The 20,347-nt window shown below is 55.4% G+C and carries 13 protein-coding genes; 12 read left to right on the top strand and 1 reads right to left on the bottom strand.

Annotation, left to right across the window (positions count from 1 at the left end):
* Window positions 1–86 precede the first annotated feature (86 nt).
* From HY2_RS09485 to HY2_RS09460, 6 genes are all read left to right on the top strand, one after another.
* The gene (locus HY2_RS09485) at window positions 87–2,738 is read left to right on the top strand and encodes a penicillin-binding protein 1A (protein ID WP_112063304.1); all 2,652 of its coding nucleotides are present in this window, start codon (window positions 87–89) and stop codon (window positions 2,736–2,738) included.
* Window positions 2,739–2,828: 90 nt separating this feature from the next.
* Window positions 2,829–3,942 (top strand): peptide chain release factor 2 gene (prfB, locus tag HY2_RS09480; RefSeq protein ID WP_112063303.1). Its coding sequence is split into 2 segments (ribosomal slippage): window positions 2,829–2,897 and window positions 2,899–3,942, totalling 1,113 coding nucleotides; the frame shifts between segments, so codons are not numbered across the junction.
* A gap of 145 nt (window positions 3,943–4,087) precedes the next feature.
* Window positions 4,088–4,717: a TetR/AcrR family transcriptional regulator gene (locus tag HY2_RS09475; protein ID WP_034827044.1), complete on the top strand. Its 630-nt coding sequence runs from the start codon at window positions 4,088–4,090 to the stop codon at window positions 4,715–4,717.
* 99 nt (window positions 4,718–4,816) lie between these two features.
* Entirely contained in the window at window positions 4,817–7,075 is a 2,259-nt protein-coding gene (locus HY2_RS09470; protein ID WP_034827043.1) for a TonB-dependent receptor, read from the top strand.
* Between the two features lie 183 nt (window positions 7,076–7,258).
* The gene (locus HY2_RS09465; protein WP_051594882.1) at window positions 7,259–8,593 is read left to right on the top strand and encodes a serine hydrolase domain-containing protein; all 1,335 of its coding nucleotides are present in this window, start codon (window positions 7,259–7,261) and stop codon (window positions 8,591–8,593) included.
* A 191-nt stretch (window positions 8,594–8,784) separates the two neighbouring features.
* Entirely contained in the window at window positions 8,785–9,996 is a 1,212-nt protein-coding gene (locus HY2_RS09460) for a PepSY-associated TM helix domain-containing protein (RefSeq protein WP_034827042.1), read from the top strand.
* Between the two features lie 11 nt (window positions 9,997–10,007).
* On the opposite strand, the gene HY2_RS09455 is transcribed toward HY2_RS09460, so the two are convergent.
* Window positions 10,008–10,307: a hypothetical protein gene (locus HY2_RS09455; protein ID WP_034793771.1), complete on the bottom strand. Its 300-nt coding sequence runs from the start codon at window positions 10,305–10,307 to the stop codon at window positions 10,008–10,010.
* Between the two features lie 120 nt (window positions 10,308–10,427).
* Between HY2_RS09455 and HY2_RS09450 the strand changes: the two genes are divergently transcribed.
* The 6 genes from HY2_RS09450 to gspD all read left to right on the top strand — a co-directional run.
* Entirely contained in the window at window positions 10,428–10,826 is a 399-nt protein-coding gene (locus tag HY2_RS09450; protein ID WP_034827041.1) for a helix-turn-helix transcriptional regulator, read from the top strand.
* A 6-nt stretch (window positions 10,827–10,832) separates the two neighbouring features.
* Complete coding sequence (locus HY2_RS09445) at window positions 10,833–11,699, top strand: TolB-like translocation protein (RefSeq protein WP_034827040.1); 867 nt, start codon at window positions 10,833–10,835, stop codon at window positions 11,697–11,699.
* A gap of 329 nt (window positions 11,700–12,028) precedes the next feature.
* On the top strand, window positions 12,029–14,920 hold the full coding sequence (locus HY2_RS09440) for a hypothetical protein (protein WP_051594881.1): 2,892 nt from the start codon (window positions 12,029–12,031) through the stop codon (window positions 14,918–14,920).
* Window positions 14,921–15,033: 113 nt separating this feature from the next.
* Window positions 15,034–17,640 (top strand): TonB-dependent receptor domain-containing protein, encoded by a 2,607-nt coding sequence (locus HY2_RS09435; RefSeq protein WP_034827039.1) that lies wholly within the window; start codon window positions 15,034–15,036, stop codon window positions 17,638–17,640.
* A gap of 134 nt (window positions 17,641–17,774) precedes the next feature.
* Window positions 17,775–18,605 (top strand): type II secretion system protein N, encoded by an 831-nt coding sequence (locus tag HY2_RS09430; RefSeq protein ID WP_112063302.1) that lies wholly within the window; start codon window positions 17,775–17,777, stop codon window positions 18,603–18,605.
* 3 nt (window positions 18,606–18,608) lie between these two features.
* Window positions 18,609–20,347 (top strand): type II secretion system secretin GspD (gspD, locus tag HY2_RS09425; protein ID WP_034827035.1); only part of this gene is annotated, 1,739 nt, incomplete at its 3' end.

Genomic DNA, 20,347 nt, shown 5'->3' with positions numbered 1-20,347 from the left:
GCTGAACCCTTCCACAGGTCATAGGTGCGCCTTACTATCGCCGGAAACCAATGCGATTCCGCGAAGCGTCAGCTGACGGGAAAATTATGTCGAACTTCTCCAATCCTCATATGGAAGAGCCGGAAGGCGAAAAGCGGTTCCTGCCAGGACCTCCTTGGCTATGGACCTGGGCGCGCCGCCTGATCATTCTGGGCTTTGTGCTCGGTGTCGCTGGCATGATCTGCCTGTGGCTTTACTTCGCCGCTCTTGGCCGGTCCGTGCCTTCAGTTGAAAAATTGAAACAGTATGAGCCGCCTATTACCTCGCGCGTGCACGCCGGCGATGGAACGTTGATCGCGGAATTCGCGGACCAGCACAGGGTCTTTGTGCCATACGAATCCATGCCGACGCATGTCGTGCAGGCATTTGTGGCAGCCGAGGACAAGAACTTTTTCACCCACCATGGCCTCGACTATGTGGGCATTGCACGCGGTGCCGTGAACTCTGCAAAGAACAAGATCACCGGCTCTGGCGGTCTGCAGGGTGGGTCGACAATTACACAGCAGGTGGCCAAAAACATGCTGCTGACGCGGGATCAGAACCTGCAGCGCAAGGCGAAGGAAGCCATCATTGCGCAGCGCATGGAGAAAGAGTTCACCAAGGAACAGATCCTGGAATTGTATCTTAACGAGATCTATCTTGGCTATCGCTCTTATGGCGTTGGCTCTGCTGCGCTGAACTATTTTGACAAGTCGCTTCCGGAACTGGATCTGTCGGAAGCGGCCATTCTGGCTTCCCTGGCCAAGGCACCTTCCGCTGTGAACCCTTACAGCCGCCCGGAACGCCTGCTGGCCCGTCGTAATTATGTGCTCGGCCGGATGGTTGAGGATGGCTATATCACCAAGGAAGAAGCCGAAGAGGCGATGGCCAAACCGCTGTCTACGACGCGTCGCCTGAAAGGCCCGGAATATGCCGCTGCGACCTATTTCGTGCAGGAACTGCGCAAGGACCTGATCAAGAATTATGGCGAAGACACGCTGCAACAGGGCGGTCTGTCCATTCGTTCGACCATCGACACACGTCTGCAGCTTGCTGCGCAGGAAGCCCTGCAGAATGGCCTGATTGCCTATGATCGCCGTCATGGCTGGCGCGGGCCGGTCACGACCTTGAACCCGAAGGATGGTGATGTCCTGGAGCAGCTTAAGGCAGTTGAGCTGCCCGGCGGCTATGGCACCTGGGAAGCGGCGCTTGTCACAAGCGTTGGCTCAAATGGCGCGGAACTGACGCTGACCGATGGCGAAACCATTCCGATGCCAGCTGAAGAAGTTAAATGGGCGGCCACATACAAGCCGGAGGGCGAGAAGGCTGGCCTGCAGGTCGGCCATGTCATCCTGGCGGAATTCAAGCGCAAGGAAGTCGACGCGTCCAGGCCCGAGACGACACAGAAAAGTGCAAAGCAAGAAGGCGATCTGGCCGAAACGGCCGATGAAGACGACATCAAGCTGGTTCCAATCGGCAATGCGACCCTGCGGCAGGTGCCGGCGGTGGATGGCGGTCTGGTTGCGCTGGATCCGCATACGGGTCGTATTCTGGCCATGCAGGGCGGCTATTCCTTTTTCAAGTCCAGCTACAATCGTGTAACCCAGTCCAAGCGACAGCCCGGTTCCAGCTTCAAGCCTTTTGTCTATGCGGCAGCACTTGAGCGGGGCTACACTCCAGCGTCTCGCATGCTGGATGCTCCCTTTGTGGCCTTTGACGTCTCCACAAATGATTACTGGCGCCCGTCTAACTATACTGCAGGGCGCACCTACGGCATGGTGACCTTGCGCATCGCCTTGGAGAAGTCACTTAACCTTGTGACGGCCCGGGTCGCGCAGGACATTGGTATGGAAGCGGTGTCAAATCTGGCTGTCCGCATGGGGGTCTATGAAGAACTGCCGCCTTACCCGGCGATGTCTCTTGGTGCGGGTGATGCGTATTTGATTGATATGGCCCGCGGCTATGCCGGGTTCGTTAATGGCGGCAAGAAGATCACACCAACGTTGCTGGACCGTGTGCAGGACCGTCATGGCCGTACCCTGTTCCGTCATGATGAACGTGCCTGCGAGGGCTGTCAGGCCGAAGAGTGGGACGGGCAGGAACCACCCCAACTGGCCGAGATTGGCGAGCAGGTTCTGGACCCCATCATCGCCTATCAGGTGACGCATATGCTGGAAGGCGTGGTCGAGCGCGGGACGGGCCGTCGTGCCCTTCGCGTCGGCAAACCACTGGCGGGCAAGACGGGTACGACGGATGATTATCGTGATGCCGTCTTCATGGGCTTTTCCCCAGATCTGGTGGTTGGCGTACGTATTGGCTTTGATGACAACCGATCTCTGGGCGAAGGTGAGGCCGGTGGTTCTGTCGCGGCACCGATTTTCACCGATTTCATGGAAAAAGCTCTTGAGAAAGAGGCTGCCATTCCGTTCCGGATTCCTCCTGGCGTGCGCCTGGTCAAGATTGATGCCCGCACGGGAGACCTGCCGGGACCGGGAACGGATGTCATCATTGATGAAGCCTTCCGCCCTGGCACAGAGCCGGGCATGAACGCCTTCCGCGATACCAGTGACTGTCTCTCCATCTCTGGCACTTGCGGTAATACGGGCGGTGTCTCCAGCGGCTTTGATCCTGAACGGGATGCCGGCATTGTCGATGAGGGCAACCCGCTAGGCCCACAGGCTGAAAAGCCTGCGGATGATAGCCTGGATGGCATTTTCTGACGTACTTACGATTTTGACGCTAAGAGGTGGGCAGGCTATAGCCCGCCTCTCAGTTTTTGGACCGACACATAAGAATAAGGGGCTGATCACATGTCCGCAGAAATCAAATCGCTCATCGACCAGATCCGCCAGTCGGCAGACTTGCTACGGAGGCGTCTTTGACTGGGACGTTGCCACGAAACGTCTTGATGAGCTGACAGCACTTTCCGAGCGCCCTGACTTCTGGGACGATCCGCAGGCCGCTCAGGGCATGATGCGTGAGCGTCAGCGTCTGGCTGAGGGCATTGAAACTGTTAAGTCCCTGCAACAGGAAGCCAGTGATGCAGAAGAATTGCTCGAACTCGCTGAGGGCGACGAGAGCATGATCGCTGATATTGAGGCGACTCTGCAGAAGGCCGCTACGAGGGCAGAGAAGGCCGAGCTGGCCGCGCTGCTGTCCGGCGAAGCCGACGCCAATGACTGTTTCATCCAGATCAATGCCGGCGAAGGTGGCACGGAGAGCCAGGACTGGGCCTCCATCCTGCGGCGGATGTATGCGCGCTGGGCCGAAGCACACGACATGAAGGTCGAGGAGATGGACGCGCGTGAGGGCGAGGAAGCGGGCATCAAGTCCGCCACCCTGCAGATCAAGGGTGAGAATGCTTATGGCTGGCTGAAGTCTGAAACCGGCGTGCACCGTTTGGTGCGGATTTCGCCCTTCGACAGTTCTGCGCGCCGTCATACCAGCTTTGCCTCTGTCAGCGTGACGCCGGTGATCGATGACAATATTGAGATTGAGATCAATCCGTCAGATGTGCGTACAGATACATATCGTGCATCCGGCGCAGGTGGACAGCACGTCAACCGAACTGACTCCGCCGTGCGCCTGACGCACGAGCCGACCGGCATTGTGGTGCAGTGCCAGAACGACCGGTCACAACACCGCAACCGGGACCAAGCGTGGCAGATGCTGCGCTCAAAGCTGTATGAGCTGGAATTGCAGAACCGCCGGTCTGTGGCAGATGCGCAGTATGCTGAGAAGAGTGCGATTGGTTTTGGCCACCAGATCCGATCCTATGTGTTGCAGCCCTATCAGATGGTAAAGGATCTGCGAACCGAGGTAGAAACCTCCGATACATCCGGAGTTCTGGACGGGGACATCGACCTATTTCTCTCCGCTGCGCTGGCAGCTTCCGTCGCGAAAGGCGAGGGCGACGAGGCCTGACGCCGGGGGGGGATTGCGAGTTGTAGTGTTGGCTGCTGCGCAAGACCTGCTAGTCTCGGACAGTAGGGAATGATCTTGAATGGATATGGTATCATCCGGGCTGTGCCTGGACGCTGTCTCCATTTAAGTCTTAGGCGAGGCCGAGATGTCCGAAAAATCGAGTGTGCGCGAAGCAAGAGATGCGGAGGCCGGGGCAGCCCGGCGCGGACGACCACCGAGCGACAAGATCCTTGAGCGCCTGACGAGCGCCGCGCTGAAGATCATCGAGGATGAAGACGTGAGCTCTCTGACGATTGAGCGTGTCTGCAAGCTGGCCAAGGTATCCCGCGCGACGTTTTACCGGCGTTGGGATTCCATCAACCCGGTTTTTACGTCTACGGTTGCCCGAATCCTGCAGGATTCAAGCCCGCCTGTTATCCGCGGAAGCAACCTGAGGGAGAATTTGGCGCGAGGGATGCGCAACCGCGCTGAACTTCTGGCAGACAAGCGGGTAGGTGGGCTTTTCCGTCATGCCTTTTCCGTTGCTAGTGCAGATGAAGAGTTGCGTCACCTGATCCAGGAACTGGACCGGGAGCGCAATGCACCGCTTATCGATCTTCTGCAGCGCGCACAGCGAAAAGGGCGAATCAAACCGGATATCCGCTTCGATTTCGTGGCGCACCAGATCTTCGGGCCGATATGGCACCGCTCGCTTTTGTTGCAATTGCCATGCGATGAGGACTTCATATCAACCGTACTGGACGGTGTTCTGAAAGACATATCCCTTGAAGATTGAATGATTACGAAACAGTATTGTTTCGTAATTGCTATTGTGTCATTTTCCTGACCGAGGAATGCGGATGGATCCGCGTGTTCCAGAGGAAAGGTTACTTTTATGCAATTGTTTTCCGTACGCCGTGTTCTGCTGAGCAGCTGTGCTTTGATTCTGCCCTTGTCGGCACAGGCTCAAGCGCTGACAGAGACGACGCCCGCTCAGGACGCAGAGGTCAGCTCAGTCGAGGCTGAAGCCAAGGACGCTGATAAGGTTTATGACGCGATTGTCGTTGTGGCTCAGCGCCGCGAAGAAAATCTGCTCGACGTGCCAAGCTCAATTGCCGCTGTCGGCAGCGCGCAGCTTGAAGCGACTTCCTCCCAGCGCGTACAAGATGTTGCCAATTATGTGCCCAATGTGGATATCGCTTCCACATCAGCACTTGGTGCGACTCTGACGATCCGCGGTGTTGGCTCAAGTAGCCGGAATATCGGCTTTGATAGCCGGGCCGGTCTTTACATTGACGGTGTCTATCTCGGCCAGTCTCCTGCGCTTGACCAGGACCTTCTGGGACTTGAGCGGGTCGAAGTACTGCGCGGCCCACAGGGGACGCTGTTCGGCAAGAACAATGATGCTGGCGCCATCAACCTGATTACCAAACGCCCCGGAAATACGTTTACCGGGGAAGCATTCGCACGCATCGGTAATCTGGGCCAGGAACAATATGCGTTCCGCGTCTCCGGTCCAGTAACGGAAACGGTCTCTGCCAGCCTGGCGGCCTCCAGCGTCAAGCGTGACGGCTATATCCGCAACATCACCGATGGCGCAGAGACGCCGAGCCGGGATTCGCAAAGTGTGCGTGGCCAGATCAACATTGATGATGGCGGCCCCTTCACGTTGTACCTTTCTGCCGATGCATTGTTCGCCAATGACCGGCCGAACAATGGTGATCCGCTGACGAACTCTTTCGGCTCTGCGCTTGACACGGCTGCGCCGACGAGAAATGTCATCAGCTACACGCCGGGCCGTATCAAGGATGATGACCGCACGATCTGGGGTGTCTCTGCCGAGGCCTCCTATGAGCTGCCCAGCAACCATATCCTGAAGTCCATCACGGCCTATCGGGAAACGGAATTCAGCACGAGCTTTGATGCTGACCGCTCCGCGCTTGATCTGCTCTATGTCAATTATGAGGATAATTATCAGCAGACGTCTGAAGAACTTCAGCTAATTTCCCCGGATGATGGACGTTTTACATATCTTGTTGGTCTGTATCTCTACTCACAGGATAGCGATACAAAGCGTGACGCCTTAGGCGGAGCGCTGGGGGGCGCGCTGGGGCTGGCACCAGGAACTGGGGCGCTTAGCGGAGGTCAGCTGAAAACCGAGAATGCCGCAATCTATGGCAATATTGCCTACGACATTCTGCCCAAACTGGAAGCGAGCCTTGGTTTGCGCTGGTCATGGGAGAAGAAGACTGTCGATTGGTCGATTGACGGAAGCGCTGCACCAGCCTTCGGCATCGCCACAGGTACGGTCGATGAAGACCGTGTGGACCGCGACGTCTCGCCGACCCTGACACTGACCTATCGCATCACGCCAGAGGTCAACACCTATGCCCGTTATTCCACGGGGTACAAAAGCGGTGGGTACAATCTGGACTTCATTTCCGCATCCATCTTTCCTGACGGTGTGGAATTCCGCAAAGAAACTGTCGACAACTACGAGATCGGCCTGAAAGGCGCGTTCTTCAACAATCGTGCGACGTTGAATCTCTCCGCGTTCACAGCGGACTATACCGACTATCAGGTTAATCAGTATCGTGAGCTTGGTGGCGGTCAGACTGTCATTGCCATAAGTAATGCCGGGTCTGTACGCAGCCAGGGTATTGAGGCAGAGGGCATGTTCCATGTGAGTGATGATCTGCGCATCCAGGGCGGTATTGGTCTGCTCGATACAACTTTTACTGATTTTCCGGGCGGTGGTGCTGGTGGCGTGAACGTCGCCGGGAACCGCTTGCCGCGCGCTTCCAAGTTCCAGGGAACGATTGGCCTGGATTATGATCGTCAGATCAGTCAGGAGCTCAGCCTGTTTGCTGCGGCTCAGTATAGCTATCGTTCCAACTATTACGTGGAAGAGAACAATTACTCCACGCGTGCGGTTGGCAGCGAAGTCATCTCCTTCGGCAAGGTGCCTGGGTACGGACTTCTGGATGCCCGTGTCGGTATTGCAGGCAGCAAAGGCTGGGAGTTGGCGCTCTACTCCCGCAATCTGACGGACGAGGACTATCTGGTCAGCTATGGTCGCGAATTCCTGGGGGCGCTTCTCGAATACAGAGGCGAGCCAATGAGCTGGGGGGCAGAAGCGCGCATCAGATTCTGATGCCCATTCGGGCCTACCCATAAAACACCTGTTCCCCGGTAAAGCTTGAAAGGATACCTCATGCAGATTCAACCATCTGAGTGCGGACTTAAACTGTCATCTGACTTTCAGTCATTCAGTGTGTCTTCGGGACGGAAGTGTCGTTCTGCCTGGCGTTCTCTTTTACTCTTTTCCGGGGTGATCATGGTTGTGACGCAAGCTGGCGCCCAGGAGGCCAAAACTGAAGCGGCTTCCGCCGAGAGTGAAATTGCCAAGGGCGCGGCTATTGCTACGGGGGTCGGCGCCAAAGTGCTTTGCTCGGGTATCTTCATATCCCATCGCAGCGAGGAAGATGTCGTCACGAACGATATTGCGCCTCTTTGGCCGCCAACCTCGGTCATCTCCTACGAAGTCGATGAGGCAAATCATTCGGTCAAGGCTCAGGTCGGCCCCTTCCATCGAGTGGCCAGCTATGATCCGGTATCAGGATGCACGCTTGATACAGATCCGTCTGACTTGGAGAGTGTTCCTGACCATGTGTCTCAAGCGCCAGAGATTGTCTCCGCAGATACGGCGCTTCAGGCAGCCTTTGATGCGGCCATGGTGGACCCGGAAGGCGATCTGCGGACACGCGCGCTTGTCGTGATCCGGGACGGTCAGATTGTGGGCGAGCAATATGCAGACGGGTTTGATGCTTCCATGCCGCTGCTCGGCTGGTCCATGAGTAAGAGTGTGACAGCAGCGCTGGCGGGACTCGTCGTCAAGGATGGCCTTCTGGAGCTGGATGCCCCACTACCCGTTCCTGAGTGGAAGGGTGATGATCCGCGTGCAGAAATCACATTGCGAAATCTTCTGCAGATGAGCAGTGGGCTGAGCTTTGTGGAAGAGTACACGCAGGATAATGACAGCGTTCGGATGCTCTTCCTGGAGCCTGACATGGCCGCCTATGCGGCCAACAAGCCGCTTGAGGCGGAGCCGGGAACGGTCTGGTCTTATTCTTCTGGCACAACGAATATTGTTGCACGTGCGCTGACGGATGCTCTTGGAGGAAGCAAGGCGACCCAGGCCTATCTGCGCGAGCGCCTGTTTGCCCCGGCTGGCATGAAGAGCGTTACCTTCGAACAAGACACGGCCGGAACACCTGTCGGCAGCTCCTATGTTTATGCAACAGGCAGGGACTGGGCGCAGTTCGGTCTTCTGTTCCTGAACCAGGGCAAGATAGACGGGCAGCAGATACTGTCTTCTGACTGGGTGGACTTTGTCCGCACCCCGGCCCCCGCAAATGCGCAGGGTATTTACGGGGGCAGCTTCTGGCTGAATGGCGAGGCAGAGGAGGGAGACGGTCGCTATCTGCCGGATCTTCCAGAAGATGCCTACTTCGCGATGGGCCATAATGGCCAAATTGTTGGTATCTTCCCATCGCAGAATGTCGTGATCGTCAGGCTCGGCTGGACGACGGGAGAGAAGAAGTTCGATGCGAACACACACTTCAGCGCAATCCTGAATGCTCTCGTCGAGGCACAGGCCGCGAAGCAGTAGCTTTGAATACGTCGCCGTTGCGGTGTTAAATGTAACACGGCGCAGCCATATAGCGCTTGAGACTTTCATTGCCAGTGTGTGGCCATTGCCGCGCGCTGGCAGTTTTTATGTGTTCCCGTGATCCCTTTATTTGTCATGGATATGCATTTGCAAATCATTCGCATTGTCGTGTAAGGAGTTCCCTGTGTGTAATGAAATCTGCGCTGGCGACGGATTTCGATGACGCGCCCGTTAAAGGGCAGAAGACGAAACAGGGGCAAATGATGCGACGCGTATTTTTCTGGACGCACTTTGTAATGGGTGCGCTCGCAGGAGTTTTCATCCTTCTGATGTCGGTTACGGGCGTATTGCTGACCTATGAGCGTCAGATGATACGCGCTGCCGAGAATGCGGCGGTGCTCGCGCCAGAGGAAGCTGACCCTATGACGGTCGATACCTTGGCTGAAGCCAGTATCGCGATGGGAGCCGAGCCCGGTAATACGCTGGTCATTCCCAAAGACCGTACCGACGCGGTGATCCTGTCAAAGGGACGCCGCGACAATACCTTGTTGAACCCATTCACTGCGGAGGCCATGCCGGAGGCTGGCGAGAAGACCAAAGCCTTCTTCGGAAGGGTGATGCGTATTCACCGCTGGCTGTCCTTCTCTGGCGGCCGCAGCGAATTGGGCGCGGCGATCAATGGCGCAGCCAATCTTGTGTTTGCCGGCCTGTTGATCACGGGTGCCATTCTATGGTGGCCGAGGACCTGGAAGTGGGCCTTCGTCAAGACGCAGCTTTTCTTCCGCAAGGGCCTGCGGACCGCGCAGGCACGGGACTATAATTGGCACCATGTGCTGGCGGCCTGGTCTTTGTTGCCGCTGATTGCCATTGTCGTGTCTGGCACTGTCTTCTCCTATGGCTGGGCCAACAATCTGGTCTATGCTGCCTTTGGCGAGAGCGCGGGCAGAAATGGTCCGCCTGCTGCGGCAGAGCAGGAAATACAGCCCTCGGAGATGCCGGCAGATTTCGCGTCCGCGTCGCTTGAAACCCTGTTGGGACAAGCGACCGCTGATTACAAAAACTGGAAACGTGTCTCGGTAACCTTGCCAGAGCCAATGGCTGAAACGGTTACAATGACTGTCGACATGGGCAATGGCGCACAAGCGGGCAAGAAGCGGACGCTGACCCTCGCGCAAGACGGATCGGGAGTCATTGGTTCGCCTGTCGGTGATGATGCCACTGCAGCACGCAAGGCCCGTATCTTCCTGCGCTTCATCCATACAGGCGAAGTCTATGGGTGGATCGGGCAGACGATTGCTGGCCTAGCCTCACTTGCGGGCGCCATTCTGGTCTACACCGGTATCTCTCTTGGCTTCCGGCGTCTCATCCGGATGCGCAAGCAGGCGAAAGCAAAACGCGCCTAGGCACTCACTGGTCAGGCGAAAAGGTCGCCTGTCTCTGTGTCACGTTCAGGTGCCATGTCTTCACCCCTGTAAAAGCATGGGTGCTTGATGCGGCTGAAATTCTTGTGGCGCTCATAATGTACCCAGCCGCCATTTGGCATGCGCTGGCTCAGTATGGGCGCGTCACAAACCGGGCAGGCGGAATGAAAGGATTTCTCCGGTCCGGCAGAATCGCTGCGCTCCACAGGTACCCAGGAGGACGCCACCTGAACAACCTGGCCGGAAGGTAGTTTGCGTGCGTGCGCACGCCTGCGAACCCATTTTATGGACATGGGACTCTCCATTTCTGTCCATGGAGAAGACTTTGCCGATTCGGTTAAGCGAAGGTGGCCGTGGGCTCAGTCGATATGGAGGTGTGTGTCACATAACTTTATCAAAGCCGACACTAAACCGTGCTCAATCCGGAATATCGCTTCGCCTGTAACAAAGGGGTGCTGGCAGTGTCAGGTGATTTTCAACTGGTTTATTCCCTTGAAATCAAGGTGTTGGATCTTGAGAAAAAGGTGTTGGACCTTGAACGCGACATAGCCGACCTGCGTGACCAGATTCGGAATGTCGAAGAGGAAGCTCCGCTGAACTTGCCGGAGGAAATCATCGAGAAGATCCGTGAAGGTGAGAATGCCGTAAGGGCTGTGCGTCAGTTCCGCCTGATGACCCAGAAGGATCTGAGTGACGTTTGCGGTATCCGCCCCAACCATATCTCCGCCATAGAACGTGGAATGTCTTATGGTTTGAAAACAGCCAAGCGTCTGGCGGAGGCGCTGGACGTTCCTGTCGATTTGTTGACGTGAGGCATCATGACTAAAACTTTTTTTCTGTCCGCCATTGTAGCGGCGTTAACTGTGGCATCATGCTCCGGATCGCAAAGCAACGAGCCGCGCCTCGTCTTCCCTGAAGCGGAAGCGCCAACCCAATTCACGAGGGCATATTCTCTCACAGAAAGTTCAGATGGGCAGGTACGGGTCTACGCCAAGGAGAATGGCGATGAGACGTGGTTGTATGAAGTGCGGCGTGAAGGGGTGGGATGGAGCGAGCCCAAGCGCATGGAGCTGCCCGCGCGCAAGACGCTGACAGGCCCCAGTTTCAGTGCAGCAGATGGTGCGCTGTATTATTCAAGCGATGAAGAGCTTCCTGAAATGCCGGGCCGCAAGGATTTAAACCTCTGGTCTGTGCCTCTTGAAGATGGCGCCTGGGGGATACCTAAACCCGTTCCGGGAGACCTGAATACAGGCGCGAATGAAATCATGGCGACCGTTTCGGCGGACGGATTGATGGTGTTTGTCAGCAATCACAGCCGGATGGGTGGGGGCGGATATGAGATGGCAGAAGCACGTCAGGATCAGAATGGCGATTGGGTCATGGAGCGTCCGCTGAATGAGCTGAATGACTCTCGCGCGAACGACCACGTCGCCCTGACGGCGGATGGCAAGATGCTTTTCTTCTACTCACATCGCTCGCCCAAATTAGGCGTCGTGGATATCTGGGGCTCTCAGAAGGCTGATGACGGAACCTGGAACGAACCCATGAACCTTGGTGAGCCTCTGAATACCGCAGGCATTGATTATGGTGCCGGCCTTTCAGGAGATGGAGAGACATTGTTCTTCTCTCGCGATGGCGCGCTGTATGAGATGCCACTCAAAGCGTTAAAGCTTACCCGGCCCTGAGTCGCCATTCGCAATGCCCATTATGAATTTCCAAGCATGAGCACTCGTCCAAAAAAATTCAAGAAACTTAGTTGTTTCAGGAGAAAAGTCTGTTTTCAGAATTTCTGAATACTGACTTGTGTATCTTTTTTGACATTTTTATGACTTTCCCGCGGCGAATTGTTTTGGGGGGCGTCACAAAAACTTTGCGGAACTGTTCAGAAATCGTCGTTGGTCGCTGCCATAAGCCCGCTCGGGTGAGGTGTACGGGAAGAATCGTTAACCGCTCACCCACAACGGATTTTTGCTGAGACCGGGCGCTCTTGAACGGGGCCTTGAAGGGGTTAAGAATGAAACTTGGGAAGACTTTGAAGCTTGCGACCATGGCGAGCATTGCTGTGCTCGCGCTCGCTGCGTGTTCTGATACGACGATCTCATCGCCAGGCACATCGACGCCGCCTGCCAGCCCTCCACCGCCACCACCTCCGCCACCGCCTGCTGCTTCCACGATTGACCTGATCCCCACAGCGGGTTGCCCGACTGGTACGACTGCTACCACTTTCGATGCCGTTGCTCAGGATGGCTTCTCTGATGTGGACGTATGTGTGCTTGGCTCTGATGCAGCCGGCGGTACCTCGATCACCACAGATATCGAAATCCCTGCAAATATCACGATCGCCATTCAAGGGCCGGTCTTTATCGGGGAAGACAACAAGGATGATGCTGGCACGCCTGCAACTCTGAAGATCAATGAAGGTGTACGCTTCTTTGGCGCATCTGCCGCAGGGACGGCAACGGCGACGGATGACTATCTCGTCGTGACTCGCGGTTCGAAGATTGAAGCTGTGGGTACTGAGGCGAACCCGATCCGCTTTACGGCTCGCGCGGCGCTGAATGATGAAGAGACCGGTTCAAGCCTACTGAAAGAAACCACGAATGCTCAATGGGGCGGCCTGGTTCTCAACGGTTTCGCGCCAATCAACGCCTGTGATGATGGTACTGCAACAGGCGGGACAGCTGCGTGTGAAAAAGTAGGTGAGGGATCTTCTGGCCGGTTTGGTGGCAGCATTGCTGACGACAATTCCGGTACGCTGCAATATGTCATCGTCGAGTATGCAGGCTCTCGCCTGACCAATAATGATGAACTGAATGGTATCGCTTTCCAGGGCGTCGGTTCCGGCACCACGGTGGATCACATTCAGGTGCACAACAATCTCGATGACGGCATCGAATGGTTCGGTGGTACCGTGAGCGCCAAATACGTCGCCATCACGGGTGCAGGCGACGACTCGCTTGATTGGACTGATGGCTGGACTGGCAAGCTGCAATATGCTGCCGTTCGTTCCAACATCCCGTCTTCTGGTGATCCTCGTGGTATCGAAGCAGACAACCTCTCGGGTGATCCAGATAAGACGCCGTTCTCAGACCCAAGCATTTCCAACTTTACACTAGTTGGTACAGAGAATAATGATCAGGGTGTTCTTCTGAGACGGGGTACAAAAGGTCGTGTCATCAACGGTATCGTTGTTGGATACGGCAGCGGCCTCGATATTGATAATTCAGACAACAGTACTCAAACCACTGACAATTATGCGGACGGTAGTCTGGTCGTTGAAAGTATTCTGCTTGATACTGCAAATAACATTGTCGATGATGGTGACACACCTGCCATCAAGCCCGGAACGAATATTGTTGGCCGCGGCAACAGCCTGACAGACGGGTTCTTCCCGGGTACTGCAGAACTGACGGTTCCGGTTTCTACGGCGCTTGCTGGCGATGCTTTCTTCGACACAACCACTTATATCGGTGCCTTCGCACCAACAGAGACGCTTGCAAGCAACTGGGCCAATTTCACTCTTCCGGGAACGCTGTTCGAGGAAGTCGAGGCCACCTGTCCCGCGGGCACCACGACCAATGGCGAACTCGCTGGCAAGACGCTGTGTGTGATTTCGGGTAGTAAGGCCATCACCGCTGATTTGCGCCTCAGCAATGGCGATAAGCTAATTTATGAGCTGGATGGCTCGGTCTTCGTAGGTGTTGATCTGGGGCCTGATCCGGCTGCGCCTCTAGGCAGCGGTGTTGCGGCAACGTTGACGATTGATCCGGGTGTCACAATTGTTGGTGCCGGTAATGATGACTATCTGGTCGTGACGCGCGGCTCCAAGATCTTCTCCAACGGTACGGCACAGAATCCGGTTGTCTTTACGGCCAAGGGGGATATCGACGGTACAGCGACAATCGACCAGGATACCAAAGGTTTGTGGGGCGGTGTGGTCCTGAACGGACGTGCGCCGATCAATGCCTGTGAAGATGGGACGGCGACAGGCGGTACTGTCGACTGTGAGAAGTCCGGCGAAGGTTCATCAGGTCTGTTCGGTGGGGCTACGGCGGATGATGATTCCGGCCAGCTCTTCTACACGCGTGTTCAGTATGCTGGTGTGGCCCTCACTAACGAAGATGAGCTGAACGGCATTGCCTTCCAGGGCGTCGGATCGGGAACGGAAGTTGACTACGTTCAGGTCTACAACAACTTTGATGACTGCTTCGAGTGGTTCGGTGGCACAGTGAGCGCGTCACACCTGGTCGGTCTTGGGTGTGGTGATGACACCTTTGACTGGACGGACGGTTGGAAGGGCTCCCTTCAGTACGCCATTGCCTATACAGGCGTGGCAAGCGCAACGGGCGGCATCTCCAGCAGCCATAACGGTATTGAAGCGGACAGTTCTTCCAATGCGGCAGCCACCCCGATTTCGAGCCCGAATGTATCCAACTTCACTATCATCTCTGGTGGGGATGATAACGCTCTGGTCGGAGCTTTGATCCGCCGCAACATGCAGGGGGTTCTGGCGAACGGTATCATTCTCGGTTGGCCGGAAGCGGGCATCGATATTGATGGCACTGATACCCAGGCCAACTTCAACAATGGTGATCTTATCATCCAGTCTCTGTTCCTTGCTGATAATGGCAAGCCTGTGCAGGACAGTGATGGCGATGACGTTACCTTCACAGCAGCAAACGATGTTGAAACGGCTCTGCCGAGCACGATGAGCGGATTTGCCTTCCGGGCTGGCCGTCCAGGTATCGTTCCGGGTGCGAGTGAAAATAGTGTCGACGTCTACGATGTAACCGGTCTCGGCGACCTTGAAGCCACAACATATATTGGCGCTGTCAAGGACGCGAATGACAAGTGGTTCCTCGGCTGGACGATTGATCAGCAGGGAAACCTGACATCGGCAAACTAAGTCCGCCTCGAACCTGACGGGTGGGGCGGCCATGCAGGCTGCCCCATTCCGCCTTTCAGAGACACAGATTTTGGCGGATCAGTCCATTTCCGCCTTTCACAGGAACATCCAAAATGAAACGCATCCTGTCTGCCCGTACTTTGTTGTTATCTAGCGCCTGCCTACTTTGGCTATCGCCTGCGCTCGCACAGGAAGAGGGCCAAACCGAAGAGCCTGCGGCTCCAGTTGAGGCTGAAGCTCGTCAGGAGACCATCGTAGTTCGCGGCGCCTTTATCCCTGATGAAAAACGCTCCACTTCTGAAGTGTCCAGTCTCATTGATGAAGGCGATTTCTCTCTCCAGGGGGATGGTGACGCGGCTGCAGCGCTTGCTCGGGTGGCAGGTATTGCCACTGCTGAAGACGAATTCATCTATGTTCGGGGTTTGAACGAACGCTATTCAACAGCTCTTCTGAATGGCTCGCCGCTTCCCAGCCCTGCTCCGCTGCGCCGTGTCGTGCCGCTGAACCTGTTCCCGACGTCTGCGCTGAAAAGCGTTTTGGTGCAGAAAACATATTCGCCAAACCTGCCGGGTGAATTTGGTGGCGGTATTGTCGACCTGCGCACCAAAACCGTTCCGGATGAAGCATTTGTCACCATCGGTGTGAAATCTTCCTACGATGCTGAAGCGTCGCTTGAAGATGGGCTCCTTTATGATGGTTCCGATACAGACTGGACCGGCTTTGACGATGGTTCACGAGACCGTCCGTCTCTGGCAGATGGTCTGACGCCTGCGTTTGGCCGTCAATTGACAGACAATTCGTCGCTTCTGGTCATGCAGGAAGGGGAAGTACCTCTGAACTTTGCCGTCGATCTTTCCGGTGGCAACCGGTACGAATTGAATGACGATGTTTCCATGGGGGTGATCACGGCTGTAGGTTACTCCAATTCCTGGAAGCAGAAGCAGGGTCGTCGGGGATATGCTTTCTCAAGTGGCGAAGGCCTGGGCCAATTCTACGACCAAGACCGTCACAGTACAGAGAATACCATTGAGCTCAATGGTCTCGCGACGGTTGGTTTCGAGCTTTTCTCGGATCATGAGATCAAGTTTACAGGTCTTGTCACACGCTCCACTGAAAAGGAAGCGCGAATAATCAGCGGACTGAATGAGGAGTCCGTGGAAGAGCGCGTTGATGCTCTGGAATGGTTTGAGCAGCAGCTCTGGAGCACGCAGGTGCAGGGTGAGCATTTCTTCCCTCAGTTGCATGATCTGAAGGTAAACTGGCGCGGCTCATATTCCGAAGCCCTTAGGGATGCGCCCTACCAGCTTTCGAATATCTATGTTGTCCGTAACGGTGTAACCCGTCTGTCTTCCAGTTCTGCAGCAAACCGCTTTCAGTTTAGCCGTGTGGATGATGATACAACGGATTTTGGCTTTGATGCGGAGTTGCCATTTTCCCGAGGCAGTGATTGCAAGTATTTTTGTGAGACTGACTTGAAATTTGGGTATGGCTATGTCGAGAATGACCGCGCTGCGCGTTCCTTCATTTATGATATTGGTGGTGTAGGCGGCACGGACGGTCTTGCCCGTCTGGATTATATCTACAACTATCTGTTCCAGAGCGGTCAGGGCAGCGTCTCAGCAATTGCGGGTGAGCAGTTCCCTGAGTTTTATCTGGCAACGCTTGAGGTGGATGCCGCTTATGTCGGGCTGGATACACAGCTGACGCCATATATGCGCGCCTCTGTTGGTGTGCGCTACGAAGATGCCATTCAGGCAGTCGATACTCAGGTTATTGGTGCCGACCTTTCTGATAACACTGTCGAAGGTGTTATCGATGAAGCTGACTGGTTCCCGGCCGTGACGATCACCTGGAACCCTATTGAAGACTTGCAGGTGCGTGGTGGATATTCCGAAACGCTGACGCGTCCGCAGTTCCGGGAACTTGCCCCGGCGGTATTCGTCAATACTGAAACCGATGCCAACTTCTTCGGTAATCCTTACCTTGTGAATGCCAGCATCAAGAACTATGATCTTCGTGCAGAGTATTACTTTGCACGTGACCAGTTCCTGACATTTGGCCTATTCTACAAGGATCTGACGAACCCGATCGAGGAAATTCTCGTTCCGGCTGAAACCCTTCAGACAACTTTCATCAACGCACCAGCCGCCGAGATGTACGGTTTTGAGGTTGAGTATGAGCAAGTGCTTCCGATGGAGCGCTGGACCGCATGGGACTTCTTTGATAGCCGCGATCTTCAGATCAAAACCAACTATACTTGGTCAGATTCTGAAATCAGTGCAGACGGTGAGGTGGCCTTCAACGTCGGTACAAACCTGAATCCGGTTCGGGGTACGACGGATGCTGCCGGTCGTATTGAAGACGGTCGACGCATGCAGGGACAATCTGAGCATATTCTCAACCTCCAGCTTGGGCTGATCAACGAGGATGCTCAATCCGAGATGAACCTGTTGGTCAATTATGTCAGCGAGCGTATCCGCTCTGGTGAGATTTTGGCGCGGAACCTGCCGGCTATTCTTGAGCAGCCACCCATGACGGTTGATCTGGTCTGGAACAAGACGTTCGAAGCAGGCACTGGGGAGTATCAATTTTCCCTGAATGTGCAGAATATCTTCCAGGAAGGATATGAGGCCTATCAGGAACGGGGCGGTGATCGTGTGTATGTCGACACCTATGGTCAGGGCATGATCGTCAGTGTCGGACTGAAGCGTATGTTCTAGGCTTTAATCCGTTCTGAAGTGGCAGAAGTCTTGCAGGTCCGCAGTGTAAATGCGTTGCGGACCTGTCGGTGTTAAAAGTATCCTCTCAGAAGAGGGGGAGCAGTTTGGATGAACACCTTGAAAACGTGAAAGGGATGGCTCGCCGCGCTGCTGGGCCAACCCTGCGTATTGCCGAAACAGGCCTCGTTATAGGCTTGGGGCTGATGTGTGCCAGATTGGTGTGGCTGGTGGTTGATCCTGGCGGTGCGGTGTCGCCCGATATCCCTGTGCGGGCTGCTGCTGCCCCCGCAGGAACAACAGCGGTGTCTTTAGATGCGGACACGGCTCGCTTGATGCGGGAAAACCCTTTTGGTTCCGGGATGACCAATATTGCAGATATTCCGGATGCGCCAGAAACGAGCCTGAATCTCAAATTGCGCGGTGTGAGGGCGTCTACCAAGGAAGATGACGGCATCGCGCTTATCACCACGCCAGATAATCGTACCTCTGCTTATACGCCAGGCGATGCCATCCTTGATGGCGTTGTCTTGCATCGTATCTATGGTGACCGCGTTACCCTTCGCAAAGGCGGGCAGACTGAAACGCTCATCATGGTCGGTGGTGCGGGGCTATTGTCTGTTCTGACCGTTCCCGGCGAACAGGTACCCGCTGACGCCCGCGCGTCAGGGGGCGCGTCCGCTCAAATCGCGCGTGCTGATCTTATTTCAAGCCTGACGATTGACCCCGTTCATCGCGAAGGAACCTTTATTGGATACCGGATCGGTTCGCGTAATGACTCCAGCGTGCTGACCTCGGCTGGCTTGCAGGCCGGGGATGTTGTGGTCGGTCTGAATGGTGGTCCGATTACGGATATGCCTCCAGCAGAATTAGCGAAGAAATTCTCCCAGCCGGAAGCTTTACGTCTCCGCATCGACCGTGATGGTCGGATAATTGAACAAACGCTCGTGCCTGAGGAGGCTCGATAAGCCATGAAACTGAAGACATTTCTTTCGGCGACAGCCTTGCTTGCGGCGTCTCCCTCTGCCTTCGCGCTGGCCAATGATACACCTGCAGATAATGCGCGTCACATTCTTAACTTTGAAGATGTGGAGCTGTCTGCGCTTATTGCCGATGTTTCAACAGTCACGGGGTACACATTTGTTGTGCATCCCGATGCCCGGACAAAGCGGATTACAGTTTCGTCGACATCACCTCTGACGCGTCAACAGGTCTTTGATGTGTTTCTCTCTGCATTGCGGGTTCATGGATTCACTGCAGTGCCGGCTGGCAAGGCGACCTATCGGATTGTGCCGGAGGAGAATGCAGTCGGTGAGGCGGGGATCGGAGCGTACGGCTCAAATGCTTTTACGACCGAGATCTTTACGCTGAGCCATGTGAACGCGCTGGAAGCGGCCAAGATGCTGAAGCCCGTAATTGACGAGCAAGGCCAGGTGATTGCAAACAGCCAGTCCAACACTTTGGTAGTTGTGGATTATGCTTCAAATCTGCCACGTTTGCGGCAGATGGTTGCTACCTTCGACAAAGACCCTTCTGTCACCGAAACGGTCAGCCTAAAGAATATTGCGGCCAGTGAGCTTGCCGGCATTCTGACCACGCTGAATACTGCAAATGGAGAAGATGCCTACAAGAGCAATTTCAAGGCGGTTGCTTCCGAGGCAGGGAATTCCATCGTGCTGTATGGTTCAGAGGCTGCTGTCCAGCGGGCGCAGCGAGTTAGTGAGCAGCTTGATAGTGCAGACCGTATTCAGGATACGCTTCGGGTCATTCCGTTGAACAATGCCGATGCGTCGGAAATCGTGCCTATCCTGCAAGAGGTTGCAGCAGCGATGGATGCACGTCGCGGGTTTACAGATAGTTCCGTTCCCGGAACCACGATTGCGCATCATGACTCGACAAACTCTTTGGTAATCAGTGCACCGCCTGAAACACTGGTTAGCCTGGAACGGGTGATCAATGATCTTGATCGCCGCCGCGCGCAAGTTCTGGTTGAGGCTATCATTGTTGAAATGTCGGATGACACTGCGCGGGAACTGGGCCTGCAATTTCTGCTGTCTGGTACAGAAAATAGCACTGTACCGTTTGCCTCAACAAATTTCTCCCGCTCGGCGCCAAACCTTCTGGCGCTTGCGGGGGCTCTCAGCAAGGACACGCCTTTTTCCAGTGGCACCGATGATGCCTCCAAGAACCCGTTTACCCAGGCGGCCATCAATTCTTTGCTCGGGATGACCGGCCTCAGTGTCGGGTTTGGCGGGCAGGATGGAGACACGCTTTTCGGCGCCGTTCTTACGGCTGTTGAAGCGGATACCAATTCCCGGATACTCTCCAAGCCGTTCAACATGACGCTGGACAATGGAACCTCCAGCCTTCTTGTCGGCCAGAATGTTCCGATCACGACGGGGTCGGTTCTCGCCGATAACAACACCAACCCTTTTACTACGGTTGAGCGGAAGGATGTTGGTATCGGGTTGACCGTAACCCCCCGTATCTCCAATGATGGCACGATCCGTCTGAACATTGAACAAACCGTCTCAGCCATTGCCGGAGTTGTCGGGGATGCAACGACAGACCTGATCTTCAATACCCGGAATATCACCACCAGCGTGATTGCCGATGATGGTGAGATCATTGTCCTTGGTGGATTGATTGAGCAATCCGAGACGCTCAAGAATGAGAAGGTGCCTTTGCTGGGTGATGTGCCAGTGGCGGG

The sequence above is a fragment of the Hyphomonas pacifica genome, assembly GCF_000682675.1.
Taxonomy (GTDB): Bacteria; Pseudomonadota; Alphaproteobacteria; order Caulobacterales; family Hyphomonadaceae; genus Hyphomonas; species Hyphomonas pacifica.
This window is presented reverse-complemented; position numbering and strand designations above follow the sequence as displayed.

What these genes read in the sequence shown, in the direction of transcription:
- HY2_RS09485 (WP_112063304.1), top strand. Translation starts at nt 87, where the DNA reads ATGTCGAACTTCTCCAATCCTCATATGGAAGAGCCGGAAGGCGAAAAG.
- HY2_RS09475 (WP_034827044.1), top strand. Translation starts at nt 4,088, where the DNA reads ATGTCCGAAAAATCGAGTGTGCGCGAAGCAAGAGATGCGGAGGCCGGG.
- HY2_RS09470 (WP_034827043.1), top strand. Translation starts at nt 4,817, where the DNA reads ATGCAATTGTTTTCCGTACGCCGTGTTCTGCTGAGCAGCTGTGCTTTG.
- HY2_RS09465 (WP_051594882.1), top strand. Translation starts at nt 7,259, where the DNA reads ATGGTTGTGACGCAAGCTGGCGCCCAGGAGGCCAAAACTGAAGCGGCT.
- HY2_RS09460 (WP_034827042.1), top strand. Translation starts at nt 8,785, where the DNA reads ATGAAATCTGCGCTGGCGACGGATTTCGATGACGCGCCCGTTAAAGGG.
- HY2_RS09455 (WP_034793771.1), bottom strand. Translation starts at nt 10,307, where the DNA reads ATGTCCATAAAATGGGTTCGCAGGCGTGCGCACGCACGCAAACTACCT.
- HY2_RS09445 (WP_034827040.1), top strand. Translation starts at nt 10,833, where the DNA reads ATGACTAAAACTTTTTTTCTGTCCGCCATTGTAGCGGCGTTAACTGTG.
- HY2_RS09440 (WP_051594881.1), top strand. Translation starts at nt 12,029, where the DNA reads ATGAAACTTGGGAAGACTTTGAAGCTTGCGACCATGGCGAGCATTGCT.
- HY2_RS09435 (WP_034827039.1), top strand. Translation starts at nt 15,034, where the DNA reads ATGAAACGCATCCTGTCTGCCCGTACTTTGTTGTTATCTAGCGCCTGC.
- HY2_RS09430 (WP_112063302.1), top strand. Translation starts at nt 17,775, where the DNA reads ATGGCTCGCCGCGCTGCTGGGCCAACCCTGCGTATTGCCGAAACAGGC.